This window comes from Novosphingobium sp., assembly GCF_032093395.1.
Classification (GTDB): Bacteria; Pseudomonadota; Alphaproteobacteria; order Sphingomonadales; family Sphingomonadaceae; genus Novosphingobium.
The window spans coordinates 52,917-71,866 of sequence record NZ_DAMDBA010000002.1; the positions used below are offsets into that span (position 1 = coordinate 52,917).

Annotated in this window: 14 protein-coding genes; 2 read left to right on the forward strand and 12 right to left on the reverse strand. The window is 65.3% G+C overall.

Translation table 11 applies throughout. The annotated features are described in order from the left end of the window. Positions 1-55: 55 nt before the first annotated feature. The 7 genes from RT424_RS00860 to cyoA are packed head-to-tail and all read right to left on the reverse strand — an operon-like array spanning position 56 to position 7,002. Entirely contained in the window at positions 56-607 is a 552-nt protein-coding gene (locus tag RT424_RS00860) for a response regulator transcription factor (RefSeq protein ID WP_313433789.1), read from the reverse strand. Further along, positions 604-1,932: an ATP-binding protein gene (locus RT424_RS00865; protein WP_313433791.1), complete on the reverse strand. Its 1,329-nt coding sequence runs from the start codon at positions 1,930-1,932 to the stop codon at positions 604-606. Before RT424_RS00865 ends, RT424_RS00860 begins: the two co-directional genes overlap by 4 nt. Beyond that, a complete protein-coding gene (locus RT424_RS00870; RefSeq protein WP_313433793.1) occupies positions 1,920-2,660 on the reverse strand; it encodes an SURF1 family protein in 741 nt (246 codons plus the stop codon). The genes RT424_RS00865 and RT424_RS00870 overlap by 13 nt, the downstream gene beginning before the upstream one ends. Positions 2,661-2,697: 37 nt before the next feature. After that, entirely contained in the window at positions 2,698-3,075 is a 378-nt protein-coding gene (gene cyoD / locus RT424_RS00875) for a cytochrome o ubiquinol oxidase subunit IV (protein WP_313433794.1), read from the reverse strand. Further along, complete coding sequence (gene cyoC, locus RT424_RS00880) at positions 3,075-3,692, reverse strand: cytochrome o ubiquinol oxidase subunit III (RefSeq protein WP_404914568.1); 618 nt, start codon at positions 3,690-3,692, stop codon at positions 3,075-3,077. Before cyoC ends, cyoD begins: the two co-directional genes overlap by 1 nt. Positions 3,693-3,713: 21 nt before the next feature. Continuing rightward, the gene (gene cyoB / locus RT424_RS00885; protein ID WP_313433796.1) at positions 3,714-5,720 is read right to left on the reverse strand and encodes a cytochrome o ubiquinol oxidase subunit I; all 2,007 of its coding nucleotides are present in this window, start codon (positions 5,718-5,720) and stop codon (positions 3,714-3,716) included. Positions 5,721-5,727: 7 nt separating this feature from the next. Beyond that, positions 5,728-7,002 carry a ubiquinol oxidase subunit II gene (gene cyoA, locus RT424_RS00890; protein WP_313433797.1) on the reverse strand — a complete coding sequence of 425 codons (1,275 nt, stop codon included), beginning with the start codon at positions 7,000-7,002 and terminating at the stop codon, positions 5,728-5,730. 194 nt (positions 7,003-7,196) lie between these two features. Here cyoA and RT424_RS00895 point away from each other — a divergent pair, with 194 nt between their 5' ends. Next, positions 7,197-8,510 carry an MFS transporter gene (locus RT424_RS00895; RefSeq protein ID WP_313433799.1) on the forward strand — a complete coding sequence of 438 codons (1,314 nt, stop codon included), beginning with the start codon at positions 7,197-7,199 and terminating at the stop codon, positions 8,508-8,510. A 278-nt stretch (positions 8,511-8,788) separates the two neighbouring features. Further along, positions 8,789-11,233 carry a TonB-dependent receptor domain-containing protein gene (locus tag RT424_RS00900; RefSeq protein WP_313433801.1) on the forward strand — a complete coding sequence of 815 codons (2,445 nt, stop codon included), beginning with the start codon at positions 8,789-8,791 and terminating at the stop codon, positions 11,231-11,233. Positions 11,234-11,322: 89 nt separating this feature from the next. Here RT424_RS00900 and RT424_RS00905 read toward each other — a convergent pair whose 3' ends face one another. From RT424_RS00905 to RT424_RS00925, 5 genes are all read right to left on the reverse strand, one after another. Further along, on the reverse strand, positions 11,323-12,732 hold the full coding sequence (locus tag RT424_RS00905; protein ID WP_313433803.1) for a TolC family protein: 1,410 nt from the start codon (positions 12,730-12,732) through the stop codon (positions 11,323-11,325). Positions 12,733-12,749: 17 nt separating this feature from the next. Beyond that, the gene (locus tag RT424_RS00910) at positions 12,750-15,932 is read right to left on the reverse strand and encodes a multidrug efflux RND transporter permease subunit (RefSeq protein ID WP_313433804.1); all 3,183 of its coding nucleotides are present in this window, start codon (positions 15,930-15,932) and stop codon (positions 12,750-12,752) included. Between the two features lie 67 nt (positions 15,933-15,999). Then, a complete protein-coding gene (locus tag RT424_RS00915) occupies positions 16,000-17,286 on the reverse strand; it encodes an efflux RND transporter periplasmic adaptor subunit (protein ID WP_313433805.1) in 1,287 nt (428 codons plus the stop codon). Continuing rightward, complete coding sequence (locus RT424_RS00920) at positions 17,283-17,699, reverse strand: hypothetical protein (protein ID WP_313433807.1); 417 nt, start codon at positions 17,697-17,699, stop codon at positions 17,283-17,285. Before RT424_RS00920 ends, RT424_RS00915 begins: the two co-directional genes overlap by 4 nt. A gap of 608 nt (positions 17,700-18,307) precedes the next feature. Continuing rightward, the gene (locus RT424_RS00925) at positions 18,308-18,919 is read right to left on the reverse strand and encodes a TetR/AcrR family transcriptional regulator (protein ID WP_313433809.1); all 612 of its coding nucleotides are present in this window, start codon (positions 18,917-18,919) and stop codon (positions 18,308-18,310) included. Positions 18,920-18,950 lie beyond the last annotated feature (31 nt).

Sequence of the window (18,950 nt, forward strand, 5' to 3'; positions counted from 1 at the left end):
CCAGCGCAGCTAAACAAGTTCAGGATGACGATTCCAGAACGGCCAATGAAGCCCTCTACAGCTGCCGTTTCTCAAGCTTGCGCGCGAGCGTGCGCCGGTGAAGGCCCAGACGGCGGGCGGCTTCGGAAATATTGAACTCGCACTCCACGAGGGTGCGGTGGATATATTCCCACTCCAGCGTCTTGATCGAGCTACGCCGTCCGTCGACCGGCACGCTGGCGTCGCCCTCGCCGCTGGTGAACGCCGCCTCGATGTCATCGGTATTGGAAGGCTTGGCGAGATAGTGCGAGGCGCCGAGCTTGATCGCCTCGACGGCCGTGGCGATCGAGGCGTAGCCGGTGAGCACCACGATCCGCGTCTCCGGCGAACGCGCGTGGAGCGACTGCACCACGGCCAAGCCCGACGAGGCGCCGAGCTTGAGATCGATTACCGCATATTCGAAGGCCTCGTCCCCGCTCAGGGCCTCGACCTCGTCGGGGCTGGCGGCGGAGCTGACGCGATAGCCACGCCGCTCGAACGATCGACGCAGGGTGCGTGCGAACGTGGGATCGTCCTCGACGATCAGCAGGCTGGCGCCCTCCACTTCGTTGATAGCTGTTTCTGTCATGCGGCCCCGGCTGTATCCTCGCCCTTTCTGGGCTCGAACGCCAGTGTAGCAAGGGGAATCGCAAGTTGCACCCTCGCCCCGCCCTCCGCCAGGTTGTCCACCGCAACCTTGCCGCCGAGCTTGCGCAGCACGTTGACCACCAGAAACAGCCCCAGCCCGCCGCCGTCGCGACCCTTGGTCGAGGCATAAGGCTGGCCGACGCGGGGCAGCATGTCCGGCGCGAAGCCGGGCCCGCGATCGCTGACGGTCAGGACCAGGCGGCCCTGCTCCACCCGTGCTTCGATGACGACCAGGCCGGGCGAGACTTCCACCGCATTGTCGATCACATTGCCGATCACCTGCCTCAGGCCGGGATCGGCAACGATGGAGCGGTCTTCCACGATGCGGTCGATGAAGCGCAGTTCGCCCGGCATGCGCGCACGCCATTCCTCCAGGATCTCGCCCAGGAACCCGCGCAAGGTGGTAACGGCTGGGTCGATGCCGCGAATTTCGCCCGCCGACATCAGGATGCCGCTGACGATGTTCTTGCAGCGCGCCAGTTCGCGGCGGACGTCGGCAAGGTCGGCGGCAAGGTCGGGATCATCGGCAATGCCCGGCTGCCGCGACCAGTCTCCCAAGATCACCGAAATCGACGACAGCGGCGTGCCCAGTTCATGCGCCGCGCCCGAGGCGAGCAGGCCCATGCGGATGATGTGGTCTTCCTCGACCGCCTGCTGGCGCATAGCCGCCAGCTTGGCGTCGCTCTCGCGCCGGGTGAAGTCAAGCCGGGCGACGAAGACGATCAGCAGGACCGCCGCCAGCACGAAGCAGAACAGGCTGCCATAGATATAGAGTTCGAACGGGTGCTGCGCATAGCGTGCCGGCAGTTGCAGCGGCACGTAGAAATAGGTCAGCAGCAGCATGCAGAGGCAGGCGTTGATCGCGACCAGCGAACTCCACCGAAGGTCGAGGATCACCGCCGCGATCACGATCTGGAGCAGGAACAGGAACGTGAAGGGATTGGTCGCGCCGCCGCTGTGGTAGAGTTGCCAGCACAGGGCGATCACGTCCACCATCAGCGCGGAGAACAGTTCGCCCTGACTGAAATCGCGCCGCCTCAGCACCACGCTGGCGGAAGCAAGGTTGACGACGATCAGCAACAGCGGCGCCAGCAGCAGCGGCGCCAGCTCCAGCTTCACGCCCAGCCCCTGCGATACGATCACGATCGTCGCAAGCTGGCCGAATACCGCCGTCCAGCGTAACTGGGTGAGCAGCACCACATTCGCCCGGCTCGCCGAGCCTCCCGGCAATCCGTGTGGTGCGAAAAGCTCTATCAGGCGATCCATCGCCCCCGCCGCCAGACGAAGATCAACGCCATGGCCGACATCGCCGCCATGGCGAACCAGGTCAGCGCATAGCTCAGGTGGCTGTCGGGAAAGTGGATCTGGGTGAGGCCGGGCACGGGCCGAAGACCCTGCACCGGCGCCGACTGCTCCACCTGGGCATCGACGAAGGCGGGGGCGACCGGACCGATGCCCCGCGCCAAGGCCAGCGCCTTCACGTCACGCGAATACCAGCGGTCGGCGCCGGGCTGGTTCGACTGGAGAATGCTGCCGCCCGGTTCCGTCGGCCGCAGCAGCCCGGTCACGACCACCTGACCCGCCGGGCTCGTTGCGGCGGCCTGTACGCGCTTGGTACCGGCGGGCACGAAGCCGCGATTGATCCAGACCTGCCGTCCTTCGGCCGTCCTGATCGGCGTCATCGTCCAGTAGCCGGTACCCAGTTTGGTCGCCGCGCGAACCAGCGACGTCGCCTCGGCCAGGTACGTCCCGGTAATCCGCACGCGCAGGTAATCGAGGTCGCGCGCGCCCTCTCCCGTCAGCCGGGCATCGTCCGGCACCGCGACGGGCGCCGCGTGGACCCGCGCCTCCACGCGGGCGATCAGGGCATGCTTCCACTGCATGCGCTGCACCTGCCAGAGGCCCAGCGCCAGGAAGGCGACAAGCGCCACCAGCAGAAACGCGGCGAGCCCCCAGGGCCGCCGCGCTTCCGTTCGATCCGTTTCTGTCCGCATTGGGTCGGTCAGTTTCGTCTCTTTTCCCAAGTCCCGATCAGGGCAGCTCGCCCATCTCGTGGCTCGTCATCGGCATCATGTTGTGGTTCAGGTGGTACATCACCCAAAGCGAGCCGGAAAGCGTGATCACAAGAATGACGATCGTGAAGATCAGCGCCATGACGGTCCAGCCGTTCTCGGACTTCGTGTTCATGTGCAGGAAGTAGATCATGTGAACCACGATCTGCACTGCCGCGAAGGCCATGATCACCAGGGCCGTGGTCGACTTGTCGGCAATCGCTCCGGTCATCACCAGCCAGAACGGAATGGCGGTGAGAACGACCGAGAGGAGGAAGCCGATCACGTAGTCGCGAAGCGATCCGTGGCTGCCGTGATCGTCGTCGAGGTGGTGGTTGGGGTGAACGTGGTCGCTCATCACAGCATTCCCATGAGATAGACGAAGGTGAAGACGCCGATCCAGATCACGTCGAGGAAGTGCCAGAACAGCGAAAGGCACATCAGGCGGCGCTTGTTGGCCGGGATCAGGCCCTTCTTGCCGATCTGGACGACCAGCGTGAACAGCCAGATCAGGCCGAAGGTGACGTGGAGGCCGTGGGTGCCCACCAGCGAGAAGAACGCGGTGAGGAAGCCCGAGCGCATCGGCGTCGCGCCTTCGTGGATCAGGTGGCTGAACTCATAGAGTTCGATGAAGAGGAACGCGCCGCCGAACACGGCGGTGACCAGCAGCCAGAGCTGCGTGGCGCCCTTATTGTTCTTCTCCATGGCCAGCATCGAGAAGCCGTAGGTGATCGACGAGAACAGCAGCATGGCCGTGTTCAGCGCGACCAGCGGCAGGTCGAAGAGATCCTTCGGCCCCGGGCCGGCGGCAAAGCTGCCGCCGAGCACGCCATAGGCGGCGAAGAGCATCGCGAAGATGAGGCAGTCGCTCATCAGGTACATCCAGAAGCCCAGCATGGTGCTGCCGCCTTCGGGATGGTCGTGCTCGTCCAGGTCGTAGAACGCGGCCTGGAGTTCAGGCTGGCTCAGCTTCATTTCAGCAGTGGCAGTCATCGATCAGGCTCCCGCCGCTGCAAGCTTGCGCGTGCGTTCGGCCTCGGTCGCTTCGACCGTCTCGACCGGGATGTGGTAGTCGCGCTTGTAGTTGAAGGTATGGAAGATGGCGTAGCCGAGGATCCCGACGAACGAGACCGCCGCAAGCCACCAGATGTACCAGATCATCGCGAAACCGAGGGCGACCGACAGGCCGGCCAGGATCAGGCCCGTGCCCGTGCCCTTGGGCATGTGGATCGGACGGTAGCCGGAGGTCGGACGTTCCACGCCGCAGCGCTTCATGTCGTCCCAGGCGTCGATGTCGTGGACGATCGGGGTGAAGGCGAAGTTGTACTCCGGCGGCGGCGACGAGGTCGACCATTCCAGGGTACGGCCGTTCCACGGATCGCCCGTCTCGTCCTTCAGTTCCTCGCGCTTCCAGATCGACACCGCGAACTGGATGAGCATGGCGCCGATGCCGCCCGCGATCATCGCCGCGCCGAAACCGGCGATGACGAAGAAGATCTGCAGCGACGGATCGTCGAACACGCGCATGCGGCGGGTCACGCCCATCAGGCCCAGGATGTAGAGCGGCATGAAGGCGAACCAGAAGCCCGGAACCCAGAGCCAGAAGCTGACCTTGCCCCAGAATTCATTGAGGCGGAAACCGAAGGCCTTGGGCCACCAGAAGTTGATCGCCGCGAAGATGCCGAACAGCACGCCGCCGATGATGACGTTGTGGAAGTGGGCGATCAGGAACAGCGAGTTGTGCAGCACGAAGTCGGCAGGCGGCACCGCGAGCAGCACGCCGGTCATGCCGCCGATCGTGAACGTCAGCATGAAGGCGATCGTCCACATCATCGGCAGTTCGAACCGGATGCGGCCACGGTACATCGTGAACAGCCAGTTGAAGAGCTTCGCGCCGGTCGGGATCGAGATCACCATGGTGGTGATGCCGAAGAACGAGTTGACGCTCGCGCCCGAACCCATGGTGAAGAAGTGGTGCAGCCAGACGAGGTACGAGAGGATGGTGATGACCAGCGTCGCGTAGACCATCGACGAGTAGCCGAACAGGCGCTTGCCGCTGAAGGTCGAAGTGACTTCCGAGAAGACGCCGAACAGCGGCAGGATGAGGATGTAGACTTCCGGGTGGCCCCAGATCCAGATCAGGTTGACGTACATCATCGGCGAGCCGCCGAAGTCGTTCGTGAAGAAGTTGAAGCCGAGGTAGCGGTCGACCGTGAGCATCGTCATCACTGCCGTCAGCACCGGGAAGGCCGCGACGATCAGGATGTTGGTGCAGAGCGAGGTCCAGGTGAAGATCGGCATGCGCATCATGGTCATGCCCGGCGCGCGCATCTTGACGATGGTCGCGATCAGGTTGACGCCCGAAAGCAATGTACCGACACCCGCGATCTGCAAGGCCCAGATGTAGTAATCGACGCCGACCCAGGGGCTGTACGCGAGGTTCGACAGCGGCGGATAGGCCAGCCAGCCGGTCTGCGCGAACTCACCGATGAACAGCGAGGCCATGACCAGCACCGCGCCCGCCGTCGTCATCCAGAAGCTGAAGTTGTTCAGGAACGGGAAGGAGACGTCGCGCGCGCCGATCTGCAACGGCACGATGTAGTTCATCAGGCCGGTGACGAAGGGCATCGCCACGAAGAAGATCATGATCACGCCATGAGCGGTGAAGATCTGATCGTAGTGGTGGGCGTTGAGGTAGCCCTCGTTGCCGTTGAAGGCGATCGCCTGCTGGATACGCATCATGACCGCGTCGGCGAAGCCGCGCAGGAACATGATCAGGCCCAGGATCATGTACATGATCCCGATCTTCTTGTGGTCCACGCTGGTGAACCACTCCTTCCAGAGATAGCCCCAGAGCTTGAAATAGGTCAGCCCGGCCACAAGCGCCGCGCCGCCGAGGGCGACGACGACGAACGTGGCGAGCACGATCGGTTCCTGTGGCATGGCGTCCCACCACAGGCGGCCCAATAACGGGCTCCAGTGAGAATGGTCTACAACTTCCATTGTTCTATCAGTTCCGGGAAATCTGAGAGGAGTGCGCGGCGTCGTTGACGGCTACCGGCTCGGTCTTCGGTTTCGCGAGCGCCTGCTCGCCCTTGCCGAAGAGCGGCAGCGACTGCGGTGCCGCCATGCCGGCGCCGGTCAGCGAACGCAGGTTGTCCGGCGCCTTCACCGTATTGTCGGGCGCGGCGCCCGGCATCTGGCGGCAGAGCGCGCGAACCCAGGCCAGCTCGCGCTGGACGGCGGCGTTCGGATTGGCATTGGCCTTGGCGACGACATCGCGGCCATGCTTGTCGTAGGCGAGCATCTCGACGTTGCGGATGCCGGCCTTGCCCAGGCCGCCGCGCGCGTCGAGCGCCATCATTTCGCTCATGCACATCTTGCCGGGCTCGACGCACATGTCGACGATCGCGTCATAGAGATCGGGCGAGACCGTGGCGAAACGGGTGACCGGAACCTTCTCGCTCGGCTTTTCGAGCTGGAGATAGGCGGCGCGGTCGAGAATGCCGCCGTCCTTGTTGCCCTTCACCTCTGCCGTCCACTTGGCGAAGTCCGCATCGGTGACGGCATGCGTGGCGAAGCGCATGTTGGAGAAGCCGGCGCCGGAGTAGTTGGCCGAGAAGCCGACAGTCTCGATCGGCTTGTTGATCACGGCGTGCAGGCGGGTTTCCATGCCCGGCATCGCGTAGATCTGGCCGGCCATGGCGGGCACGTAGAACGAGTTCATCACGCTAGACGAGGTGATCTTGAAGTGAAGCGGACGGCCGGTCGGCACGACCAGCTCGTTTACGGTGGCCACGCCCTGCTCGGGATAGATGAACAGCCACTTCCAGTCGAGCGCGACGACTTCGACTTCCAGCGGCTTGGCACTGGCGGCGACCGGCGTCGTCGCGTCGATGCGGCCAAGGGTGCGGTAGGGATCGAGAAGGTGGGTCGTGACCCAGGTCAGGGCGCCGAGGCAGATGATGATGAGAAGCGGCGCGGTCCAGATCAGCAGTTCGAGCTGGGTCGAGTGATCCCAGTCGGGCTGGTAGACGGCCTCCTTGTTGGACGCGCGGTAACGCCACGCGAAAAGACACGTCGCGGCCATGACCGGAACGATGATGAGCAGCATCAGCAGCGTGGAGATGACCACAAGGTCACCCTGCTGACGCGCGACATCCCCGGCCGGGTTGAGCACGACGGTGTTGCAAGCGGAAAGCGCGCCAGTCAGGGACAAGGCGGCAAGGACTTTGGCGAGCGCGGTCAACTGCCGCGGCTTCGGTCTGGACTCGGGTGGGCGCATGGGTGGAGCGCCTAGGCCCATGCCGCGAGTGCGAACATAGGACATTTTGTCCAATCCCCTTGAAGGCCGGCAATGACGATACGCCCCCCTATATGTAGCCGGGCGTCTCGCGCGCCCGCCTTGATTCGTCCGCGTCCGGCAGGCTTTCCAGGGCCCGCCGCCCGCGGACCCGAAACGAAGGCCGCAGAATCGAAATGACCAGCACCCCCCAGCCCCGCGAAGCCCTGGGACTGCCGACGTTCAAGGAGCATCACCAGCCCTCGCCGGGTGAGATCGCCATCGGCGTGATCATCGGCCGAACCTCGGAGTTCTTCGACTTCTTCGTATACGCCATCGCTTCGGTGCTGGTGTTCCCGAAGCTGTTCTTCCCCTTCGTGGACGCGCTGACCGGCACCATCTACTCCTTCGCCGTCTTCGCGCTGGCCTTCATTGCCCGCCCGGTCGGCTCGCTGGCCTTCATGGCGCTCGACCGTGCCTATGGCCGCGGTACCAAGCTGACGATCGCACTGTTCATGCTCGGTGGCTCCACCGCGGCAATCGCGTTCCTGCCTTCCTATGAGTCGGCCGGCAGCAATGCGATCATCCTGCTCTGCCTGTTCCGCCTGGGCCAGGGCTTCGCGCTGGGCGGCACCTGGGACGGCCTCGCTTCGCTGCTGGCGCTCAACGCGCCCGAGCACAAGCGCGGCTGGTACGCGATGATTCCGCAGCTCGGCGCGCCGTTCGGCCTGATCGTGGCCTCCACGCTCTTCGCCTTCATGATCGCCGCCCTGCCCGCCGAGGACTTCCTCGACTGGGGCTGGCGCTATCCGTTCTTCGTGGCCTTCGCGATCAACGTCGTCGCGCTGTTCGCGCGCCTGCGCATCGTCGTCACCGAGGAGTTCGAGAACCTCTTCGCCAGCCGCGACCTTCAGCCGGTCAGCGTCGGCGCGACGCTTCGCACCGAGTGGAAGACCATCGTTCTGGGTGCCTTCGCCCCGCTCGCCAGCTTCGCGCTGTTCCACATGGTCACCGTGTTCCCGCTTTCGTGGGTCTTCCTGTTCACCCCCGATTCGCCGATCGGCTTCCTGCTGATCGAAGCGCTGGCAGCCGCGTTCGGCGTGGTCGCCGTGATCGCCTCGGGCCGGATCGCCGACAAGTTCGGCCGCCGCAACCTGCTCGGCACCTGCGCCGTCGCCATCGCCGTGTTCTCGGGCTTCGCCCCGCAGCTCCTCGATGCCGGCCCGGCAGGCGAGATCGCCTTCATGATCGTGGGCTTCATCCTGCTCGGCCTCGCCTTCGGCCAGTCCTCGGGCGTCGTCGCCTCGGGCTTCGCCAGCGAGCACCGCTACACCGGCTCGGCGCTTACGAGCGATCTTGCCTGGCTGTTCGGCGCCGGTTTCGCACCGCTCGCGGCGCTGCTGCTGTCGAGCAACTGGGGCCTGATCGCCTCGGGCGGCTATCTGCTCTCGGGCGCGATCGCCACGCTGGTGGCGCTCTGGCTGAACAAGGGTCTGGCCAGCCGCAACTGAGCGGGTCGCTGCCGAGGATGCCGATCCGGCATTCCGGTCCGAAACGAGAAAGGGGCGCTACGGCGCCCCTTTTTTTATGCGACTCGCCGGCAGGAAGGCTGACGGCGATGATCTCCCGGCGAATCGGCTGTTCTCAGCTTCTTACGGCGATGTTGATCATGTGTTCAAATAACGCCATGCCGTAGTTTGCACGAAATGAAGGCATTTCATTTGACAACTCAGGCGTTCAAACAGCACCTGATCCCGACAAGATAGCAAAGACATCGGAGGGAGAGTTCATGCGTGCGTTCAAGCAGCTTATGCTGTGTTCGGCGGGCCTGTCGGGCATCTGCGGCATCGGGTTAGGCGCCCCGGCACTGGCGCAAACGGCACCTGCGGCCGACGCCGGATCCGCAAGCGAAGCCAACGTCATCATCGTCCAGGCACGCCGCCGCGATGAAGACGTGCAGGACGTTCCCGCCGTGATCGATACCGTCACCGCCGACGAGATCGGCAAGCTCAACCTTCGCGACTTCCGGGAAGTCTCGACGCTGGCGCCGGGCCTCCAGCTCGACACCAACGCGAACGGCATCGGCGGCAACGCCAAGCTGCGCGGCGTCAACTTCGACGTGAACGCCAGCGGCAACAATCCCACCGTCGAATTCTACATGAACGACGCGCCGATCACCGCCGGCGTCGTGCTCCAGCAGATGTACGACATCGGCCAGATCGAAGTGCAGCGCGGCCCCCAGGGCACCCTGCGCGGTCGCGCCTCGCCCTCGGGCTCCATCACCGTCACCACCAAGAAGCCCGACCTCTATTCGCTGGGCGGCTTCATCGACATGACCGCCAACGACATCGGCACCCAGAACGTCAAGGGCGCGCTGAACATCCCGGTGATCGAAGGCATCGCCGCGATTCGCGCCGCCGGCGTCTGGGACGAAAACGAAGTGGACCGCGTCCGCTCGATATATACCAACCGCGATCCCTGGTCCCGCACCAAGAGCGGCCGTATTTCGGCGCTCGTGACCCCGACAGACTGGCTGCGCTTCGAAGGCACGTACCAGCGCCTCGACCGCGAACAGCGCAGCTACGACCAGATCGCCTCGTTCTCGGAAGTGAACCCGGACGCGCCCGCCAGCCCGGTCTACATCTCATCGAAGGACCGCCGCTCGAACTACGAGCAGCCGCGCCTCGTCAACCAGGCGTTCGACGTCTACAACTGGCGCGCGGAAGCGGCCCAGTGGGGCCAGCGCCTGATATACCAGGGCCAGTACTACAAGCAGAAGATCTTCTCGACCGAGAACTTCGATCGCGGCAATCGCTTTGCGGGCGACATCCTGCAGCAGACCAACACGCGCTCTACCTCCAAGTCGCATGAAATCCGCTTGCAGAACGAAGAACGCCTGTTCGACATGGTCGACTATGTCGTCGGCTTCTTCGACAGCCGCAACCAGCCGCACACCGATCTCACCAACCCCACCGCGGTAGCCCTGCCGGCCGCGCTCGGCGGCGGTCTGGCGCAAGTGGTGCAAACGCCGATCACCAGCCAGGGCAAGACCCACGAGCAGTCGATCTTCGGCAACCTCACCGTACACATCGGCGATTCCACCGAAATCTCGGGCGGTGCCCGCCACATCGACTATCAGGACGAGAGCCAGCTGATCGTCAACGGCGCAACGATTGCCAACAATGCCCAGAAGGCGAAGAAATGGATCTACAGCGGATCCATCAAGCACAACTTTACCCCGGACCTGATGATCTACGCCGCCACCGGCAGTTCGTGGCGCCCCGGCATCAACGTGGTGGGTGACTTCAACATCACGCCCTCGCCGCTGGAAAATTCGTTCCTGCAATTGCCGGCCGAGACTTCGGAATCCTATGAGATCGGCTTGAAGTCCACGCTGATGGACGGGCGCCTGCGCTTCAATCTCACCGGCTACCACCAGAAGTTCAAGAACTACCCCTACCGCGTGCCGGGATCGGGCGTGTTCTACGTCAACACGGTGGCCCTGCAGAACGCCAGCGGCGCGGTCACCGGTCTGGCGCAACAGGTCAACAACTTCAACTTCGTGGGCGCCGTGCCAGTCGAAGTGAACGGTGTGGAAGGCGACGTTTCGTTCGACATCACGCCGACATGGAAGCTCAATGCCTCGGCCAGCTACTCGCTGGGCAAGATCAAGAACGGCACCATCCCGTGCAACGATCTCAACGGCGATGGCGTGCCTGACGCAACCACCAACGCACCCAGCCTTGCGGAATTGCAGGCCGCCGTCGGCGCCGATAATATCGCCGCATGCCAGGTGAACCAGCGCGCCTCGTTCATGGCGCCCTTCTCGGCCACCCTCCAGAGTGAGTACTCTTTCCCGGCGTTCGGCGACACCGATGCCTATGTGCGCGGTCTCATGACGTACACCGGCAAGTCGCAGGGCGATCCGGGCAATGCCTGGGACGACGTGAGCGACTACGCCCTGGTCAATCTGTTTGCTGGCCTGCGTGCGCAGGACGGCGCGTGGGAAATCGGGTTCTACGCCAAGAACGTGTTCGAGACGACCAAGACCCTCACCCGCACCAATCCGCTGTTCACCGCCTATCAGCAGTTGGGCTTCGGTGGCATCCAGAATGGCGCGCCGGTCTTCACCGGGCCGACCGCGGCAACTTACACCAGCACCTACACCGGCGTGACGGTAACGGCGCCGCGTGAGTTCGGCATCAACGTCCGCTACGCTTTCGGCTCGCGCTGATCGGATTAGCCGGACAGGAAAGAGGGGCGGCAAGGATCACCTTGCCGCCCCTTCTTTTTGCCTGCCATCCCTGTCGGATCTTCTGCCCGTCAGGTCTGCTGCCAGCTTCCACCGAGCGCCCGGAACAGGTCCACTTGCGCGAAGGCCACCGCGCGGGTCGCCGCCGCATAGTCGGCCTCGGACTGGGCCAGCGTGCGCTGGGCATCGAGTACGTCGAGAGCATCGATCTGCCCCCTGCTCTCGCGCGCGAGGCTGACATTGGCGGCCCGCTCCGCCGCATCCCGCGCCGAGCCGAGCCGCTCCTTGCGCAACAGGGCATTGCGATAAGCCGAAAGGGCGGTCTCGGTCTCTTCCAGCGCCCGCAGCACCGTGCCGTCGAAGCTGGCGAGATCGGCCTTGGCATCGGCCTTGGCGCCGCCGATCCGGGCCCGGATCGCTTCCTGGTTGGGGAAAGCCCAGGAGATCATCGGCCCGAGCAGCCAGCGCAGCGGCCCTCCGCCGAACACATCGGTCACGCCGACCGCCGTGGTGCCCACCGAGCCGCCCAGCGTGATCTTCGGGTAGAGGTCCGCCGTCGCCACGCCCACGCGGGCCGTAGCGGCCGCCAGACGCCGCTCGGCCGCCTTCACGTCGGGGCGGCGCGCCAGCAAAGTGGCGCCGTCCCCCACCGGGATCGGCTTGCCGACGTCCGGCGTGGTCGTGCGGGTGCGCGCCGCCTCGGGCAGATCCTGCGGGGTCCGGCCCGTCAGGGTAGCGAGACGGAACAGCGCCGCGTCGCGCGCAGCCTGAAGGCTGGGGATAGCCGCCGCCTGCTGCTCGCGAAGCTGGGTCACCCGGATCACGTCGAGCTTCTGGTTGAGTCCCCGCTCGAAGCGGGCGTTGGTGATCCGCGCCGAACGGTCGAGCAGATCGACGGTCCGCTGGGCCACACCGAGCTGGTCGGCGGCGCTGGTGGCATCGACATAGGCCCGCACGGTGTCGGCCACCACCGTCACCCGCACCGCGTCGGCATCCTCCTGCGCGGCGGCGAGATCGGCGCGCGAAGCCTCGATCCCGCGCGAGACGCGCCCGAACAGGTCGAGTTCGTAGCTGACCGCGAACTCGCCGTCCACGCGGCGCCCCTCGCGGTCGAAGCCGGGAAGAACCTGCGCCTCGGAAACGCGGCCATAAGTGCCGGTGGCGCTTATGTCGGTCTGCGGGAGCCGGTCCGAACGCGAATCGCGCAGGCTGGCGCGGGCCTTCTCGATCCGCGCGACCGCCACCCGCACATCGGTATTGGCAGCGAGCGCATCGGCGACGAGACCATCGAGCACCGGGTCTTCGTAAAGCCGCCACCAGGTAGCGTCGGGCGCGGCGCTGGTCACTTCGGCGGTCTGGACGCCCACGAAGGGCGCCCCCGCCGCGACCGGCGGCGTCGGCGCGACATAGTCGGGTCCGACGGCGCAGGCCGAGAGGCTGGTCGCAGTGAGAAGTCCCACAGCGAAGGTTTTGATATTCATGGACATCATCGGTCCTTTCATTCCGCCGGGACGACCGCATGGCTGGCGTGCGGCTCCTTGGGCTTGCGCCTCAACGAGACCGCCAGCTTGCGGCAGACGACGTAGAAGGTTGGCGTGAACAGCAGGCCGAAGCCGGTAACGCCGGTCATGCCGAAGAACACCGCCGTGCCCAGCGCCTGGCGAAGCTCGGCGCCTGCCCCGCTCGCGATCACCAGCGGCACCGTGCCGAGGATGAAGGCCAGCGACGTCATCAGGATCGGGCGCAGGCGGGTGCGGGCCGCATAGACGGCTGCCTCCACCGGCGAATAGCCCCGTTCCTCTTCCGCCTGCTTGGCGAACTCGACAACGAGGATCGCGTTCTTGGCGGCCAGCGCGATCAGCACAACGAGGCCGATCTGGGTGAGGATATTGTTGTCCATCCCCCTGAGGTTCACGCCGAGCATGGCCGCGAAGAGGCACATTGGCACGATCAGGATGATCGACAGCGGCAGGGTCAGGCTCTCGTACTGGGCGGCGAGCACCAGGAAGACGAACAGTACCGCCATGCCGAACACGATTCCGGCGGTATTGCCCGCATGGGCCTGCTGGTAGGCGATGCCGGTCCACTCGGTGTCATAGCCGGTGGGCAGGGTTTCGCCCGCGATCTGCTCCATCGTCGCCAGCGACTGGCCCGAAGAGTAGCCCTTGCCGTAGCTGCCGTCGATTTCCACCGCCGGGTGCAGGTTGTAGCGCACCACGCGGTAGGGGCCGGTCTCGTCCTTGAAGGTCGCGACCGAGCCGACCGGCACCATCGCACCCGAATCGGAGCGGGTCTGGAGGTTGGCGATGTCCGCCGTCGATCCGCGATGCTCGGCATCGGCCTGCGCGGTGACGCGATAGGTGCGTCCCAGCAGGTTGAAGTCGTTGATGTAGGACGATCCGAGATAGACCTGCATCGCCTCGAAGACCTTGGCGGGGGAGACGCCCAGCATGTCTGCCTTGCGGCGATCGACATCGGCATAGACGCGCGGCGTGTTCATCGTGAACAGGGTGTAGACCTGGCTCAGTTCGGGGGCCTGGTTGGCCTTGGCGATCAGCGCTCCGGCAGCCTTCTGAAGCTCCGCGAGACCGCGTCCTTCCTTGTCCTCCACGACCATGCGGTAGCCGCCCGGAGGGACGATGCCGTTGATGGTCGGCGGCGGGATCAGCAGGACCTGCGCCTTGTCGTAACCCTGCATGGCGGCCTGGGCCTGGGCCATGATCCCCTCATAGGTCACGCCGAGAGCTTTCCGCTCCTCGAAGCTCTTGAAGGGGAAGTAGATGGCGGCGGCGTCCGGCGCGGCGGTCTGCGAGGGACCGTGGAAACCGGCGAACATCACCGCACCGCGCAGGCCCTTGACCGGCAGGATGCGCTTGGCGACTTCCTGCGTCACTTCGTCCGTGCGGTTCAGCGAGGAACCGGGCGGCAGGAAGATGGCGGCCAGGAAGTAGCCCTGGTCCTGGTTCGGGATGAAGCCCGCAGGCGTCGCCCAGAACATGCCCACGGTGGCGGCGATGAGCGCGGCATAACCGGCCATCATCTTCACCGGGCGCTTCACCAGCGTCAGCGTGAGACGGGCATAGCCGTCGCTCATCCGGTCGAAGCCGCGGTTGAACCGGTCGGCGGCGCCTTGCACCGCGCGCTTCCAGCGCGGGGCATCGGCGGGAAGTCCATGCTTTTCCTTCAGCAGGATCGCCGCCAGCGCCGGGGACAGCGTGAGCGAGAGCAGCAGCGAGATCGCCGTGGCCGTGGTGATGGTCACCGCGAACTGCTTGTAGAACTGGCCCGACATGCCGGTGATGAAGAGCGTCGGCACGAAGACCGCGCAGAGCACGAGGACGATGGCGATCAGCGCACCGGTCACTTCGTCCATAGAGCGGCGGGCTGCCTCCAGCGGAGACATGCCTTCCTCGATGTAGCGCTCCACGTTCTCGACCACGACGATGGCGTCGTCGACGACGATGCCGATGGCGAGCACCAGCCCGAACAGCGAGAGGTTGTTCAGCGAGTATCCGACCGCCGCGAGCATGATCGCGGTCCCGACCAGCGAGACCGGGATCGCGATGATCGGAATCACCGCTGCGCGCCAGTTCTGGAGGAACACGAGGATGACGAGAACGACGAGAATCACCGCCTCGAACAGGGTGTGATACACCGCGTCGATCGACTGGCCGATGAACTCGGTGGGATTGTAGATGACGGAGTATTCGAGGCCCTTGGGGAAGTGCGTGGCCACGTCGTCCATCTCGGCGCGCACGGCCTTGGCGGCGTCTAGCGCGTTCGAACCCGGGCGCTGGAGCACGGCGATTACGACCGTGGGCTTGCCCGAGAGGTAGGTGTTGGTGGTGTAGTCCTGCGCGCCCAGCTCGACACGCGCGACGTCGCGAACGCGGACCTGGCGGCCTTCGGCATCGGTACGCACGACGATGTCGCCGAACTGCTCGGGCGTGGTCAGGCGGCCCTGCATCTCGACGCCGACCTGATAGGCATTGCCGCGATCGTAAGGCGGTGCGCCGATCGCACCCGAGGAGACCTGCACGTTCTGGGCCTTGAGCGCGGCGACGATCTCGCCAGCGGTCAGGTTCATGGCGGCGGCCTTGGTGGGGTCGATCCAGATGCGCATGCCGTAGTCGCGCGAGCCGAACAGCTGCACGTCACCCACACCGTTCAGGCGGGAAAGGCGATCCTTGACCTGCGTCAGGGCATAGTTCGACAGGTAGTCGCGGCTGAACGTGCCATCCGGGGATTGCAGGTTCACGACCATCAGGAACTCAGGCGAGGTCTTGCGCGTCACCACGCCCATCGCGCGCACCGCGTCGGGGAGGCGCGGTTCGGCAATGGCGACGCGGTTCTGCACGAGAACCTGCGCGGCATCGAGATCGGTGCCGATCTTGAAGGTGACGGTGATCGTCACCTTGCCGTCGCCGGTCGACTGCGAGGACATGTAGAGCATGTCGTCCACGCCGTTGATTTCCTGCTCGATGGGAGCAGCCACGGTGTCGGCGACGGTTTCGGCGGAAGCGCCGGGATATTGGGCGGTCACCGTCACCGTCGGCGGGACGATGTCGGGATATTGGCTGACCGGCAGGCCGAAGAACGCAAGCGCGCCCACCACGGTGAGGATCACCGCGATGACGCCCGCGAAGATCGGCCGGTCGATGAAGAACCGGGAAAATCGCATGGGAATATGCCCCTCTCACGGGGAGCGGTCACTCAGGACGAGGACCGCTCCCCCGGTTGGGTGAATGTCAGTTGGCGAGCGTGGCCTGCGCCGCGACCGGCGCGCTGGGGCCAGAGACGGCAGTGGCCGCCTTGGGGTCCGCCGCGATCTGGCCGCGACGGGTATTGACCTTGGCCCCGGCAATCGCGGCCTGGTAGTTGGAGATGACGACGCGGTCGGTTGGAGCAAGGCCGGAGCGGATGACGCGAAGGCCGTCCACCAAGGGGCCGAGTTCGACCGGCTTGGCCGCGACCACGCTGTCCTTGCCCACCGTCAGCACCACCTTGCGCGCCTGATCGGACTGCACGGCATCGTCGGGCACCAGCATGGCCTTGACCGTGCCGCCCTCGGCCAGACGCATGTTGCCGAACATGCCCGGCGTCAGGAAACCGTCGGCATTGTCGAGCACGGCGCGCACGCGGATCGTGCCCGAACGCGGGTCGAGCCCATTGTCGGTGAAGTCCAGCTTGCCGTTCCAGCGGTACTGCGCCTCGTCCTGAAGACGGACCTGGACGTTGGCCGCATCCTTGTGCTCGGCCTTCTCGCGCTGGGTCTTGAGGAACAGCGCTTCGGAAGCGTCGAAGGTAAAGTAGATCGGGCTGACCGCATTGATCGTCGTCAGCAGGGTCGCCCCGGTGCCGTTCTCGCCCGAGACGAGGTTGCCCACGTCCACCCGGCGATCCGAGATGCGGCCAGAGATCGGCGCGCGCACGGTGGCGAACTCGACGTCGAGCGCGCGCTGGCGTACGCGGGCCTCCGCGCCTGCCAGCGCGGCGGTGGCGGCGCGGACCTTGGCGCGAAGCTGGTCCACTTCGCTGGCGGCCATGGCCTCGTCACCCTTCAGTCCGGCCACGCGGGCATAGTCCGACTTGGCGAGGACGACCGCGCTCTGGGCCGAGGCCACTTCCGCCTGCGCCTCGGCAAGTGCCGCGCGGTAAGGACGCGGGTCGACAGTGAAGAGCGGCTGTCCTTCGCGAACGAAATCACCGTCCTTGAAGAAGAGCTGCGTTATCGCGCCCGAGACGCGCGGGCGCACTTCCACCGATTTGCTGGGCGCGAAGCGGCCGACATAATCGTCCCACTCGGTCACGTCGCGTATCAGCGGATTGGCGGCCTGGACGACGGCGGGTGCCATCGGTGCCGCGTCGGCTTCGGAATGGCTGAAGGTCTTCCAGCCGATGCCCGCCACGGCGATCAGCGCGATGGCGGCGACGGCGGCCTGACGTCCGCGCCTCGGGCGACGCGAGGGGCTGGGATGCCGCTCAGCCTCCGCTTCCGCCGCAGCGAGGGTTTCTGGGGATACGGGGAAATTCACGCGGCAAGCCTCCGGAACGGGGCGCGCGAGCGCCCGATAAAATCGATGACGGCGCCGATCTTGGCTTCGCTATGACCGGCCACGCGCGCTTCCTTCATGACGGAAGCGGGCAACGTGTAACCATTGTGCCAGGCCTGCACGGCCAGGCGGCGCAGCGCTTCCAGCTGCTCGTTGGCGAGCATGGGCGAAGGCGGCTGCGGGCCGAAGATCAGGCGGGCGAACCAGCCGCGCTTGCGCTGCGGCCGGAGCGTGTCGAGGCTGTCCGTCCGTGCCAGTTCGACGATCCTGCGCTCGAAGCGCGACAGGGGATCGGCGGCGGCGACGACAGGCGTCTCGGGAATGGTGCGCCCGAAAGCGGCGGAAGTCGCGGGCAGCGCCTGGAGCGCTGCATCGGTGAAGTCGATGAAGGCCATGTTGTGTGCTCCCTGGAAAGGTGCCCGGCGTGCGCCCTCGGGACAGGAGGGGGAAAAAGGGCGCACGCCGGGGTCTTCCGGCGCAAGGGGCGTCGGAAAGTTTTCAGGCACAGCAGGACACCCTCCGGAATCGCATTCCGAAAACGCCAGCTGCACAGGTTCGTATTCTAGGAGTCACCTGCGGGGACAGGCGGCGCCGAGGGGAGGCCCGGTGGACCGGACCCTTGGGAACTTGGCCCCCGCTACTCCCTCAAGCGGCGAGTCGGGCTACCTCGTTCTGTACCAAGCGGTATATATTGCGGTGCGGTATCTCGTCAAGCGACTTTCTGTACCGCTTGGTAAGATTTGTTCGAAAGTGCCCATTTCAAGGGTCTGAACGCCGGTTGAATGGAATTTTTTCGAGCTTGCGAGCGCATGCGGACACCGCGGGCCTAGTAGGTTAGACATAACCGCATAGCGCCGCCTCACACACCGACGCATCCTGAACTTGTTTCAGGATCCATTTTGCCGCTCAGGCCAATGGTCGAGGTCGAGAGATGGATCCTGAAACGAGTTCAGGATGACGTGGCGGGTGACGGTAACGTTCCTCCCCGCCCTAACTAAAGGACTTACTTCCCCGGCCACATCGTCAGGTAGGTATCGACGACGCCCTTAAGTTCCTGCGCGCAGGAGCCGCCTTGCGCCTTCACCGACATGCCCTGGAGCACCGTGGTGAGGCACTGCGCGAGGCAGCGGGGATCGACGCTATCGGGCAGGTCGCCCTCGTCCTTGCCGCGTGCGAAGCGCTCGATAAGGGCATCCTCGGTGGCGATCCGGCGCTCGGTCACGAAATCGCGGATCGAGGGATCTTCCATCGTGCAGGTCACGGTGGACATGACGCCGAGGCAGCCGTGCGGATCGCTGCCGCCGCAGTGGGTGGAGATCGCGCCGGTCAGCAGCCGCTCGGCCACGCCGCGCGCAGTGGGGGCTTCCAGAGCCTTGCCGACATAGGCCAGCTTGTCGCGTTCGTAGAGGTCGAGCGCTTTCTTGAAGAGCGCTTCCTTGTTGCCGAAGCAGGCATAGAGGCTGGGCTTGGTAATGCCCATCGCCTCGGTCAGCTCCGCCATCGACGCGCCTTCGTAGCCGCGCTGCCAGAACACCCGAAGCGCAGCCGTCAGCGCCTCTTCGGGGTCGAACTCACGCGGACGACCGCGAGTCGTAGTGGGGGCCGAACATTTCATACCGGTCGGTATATAGGTAGCGCGACCCTGT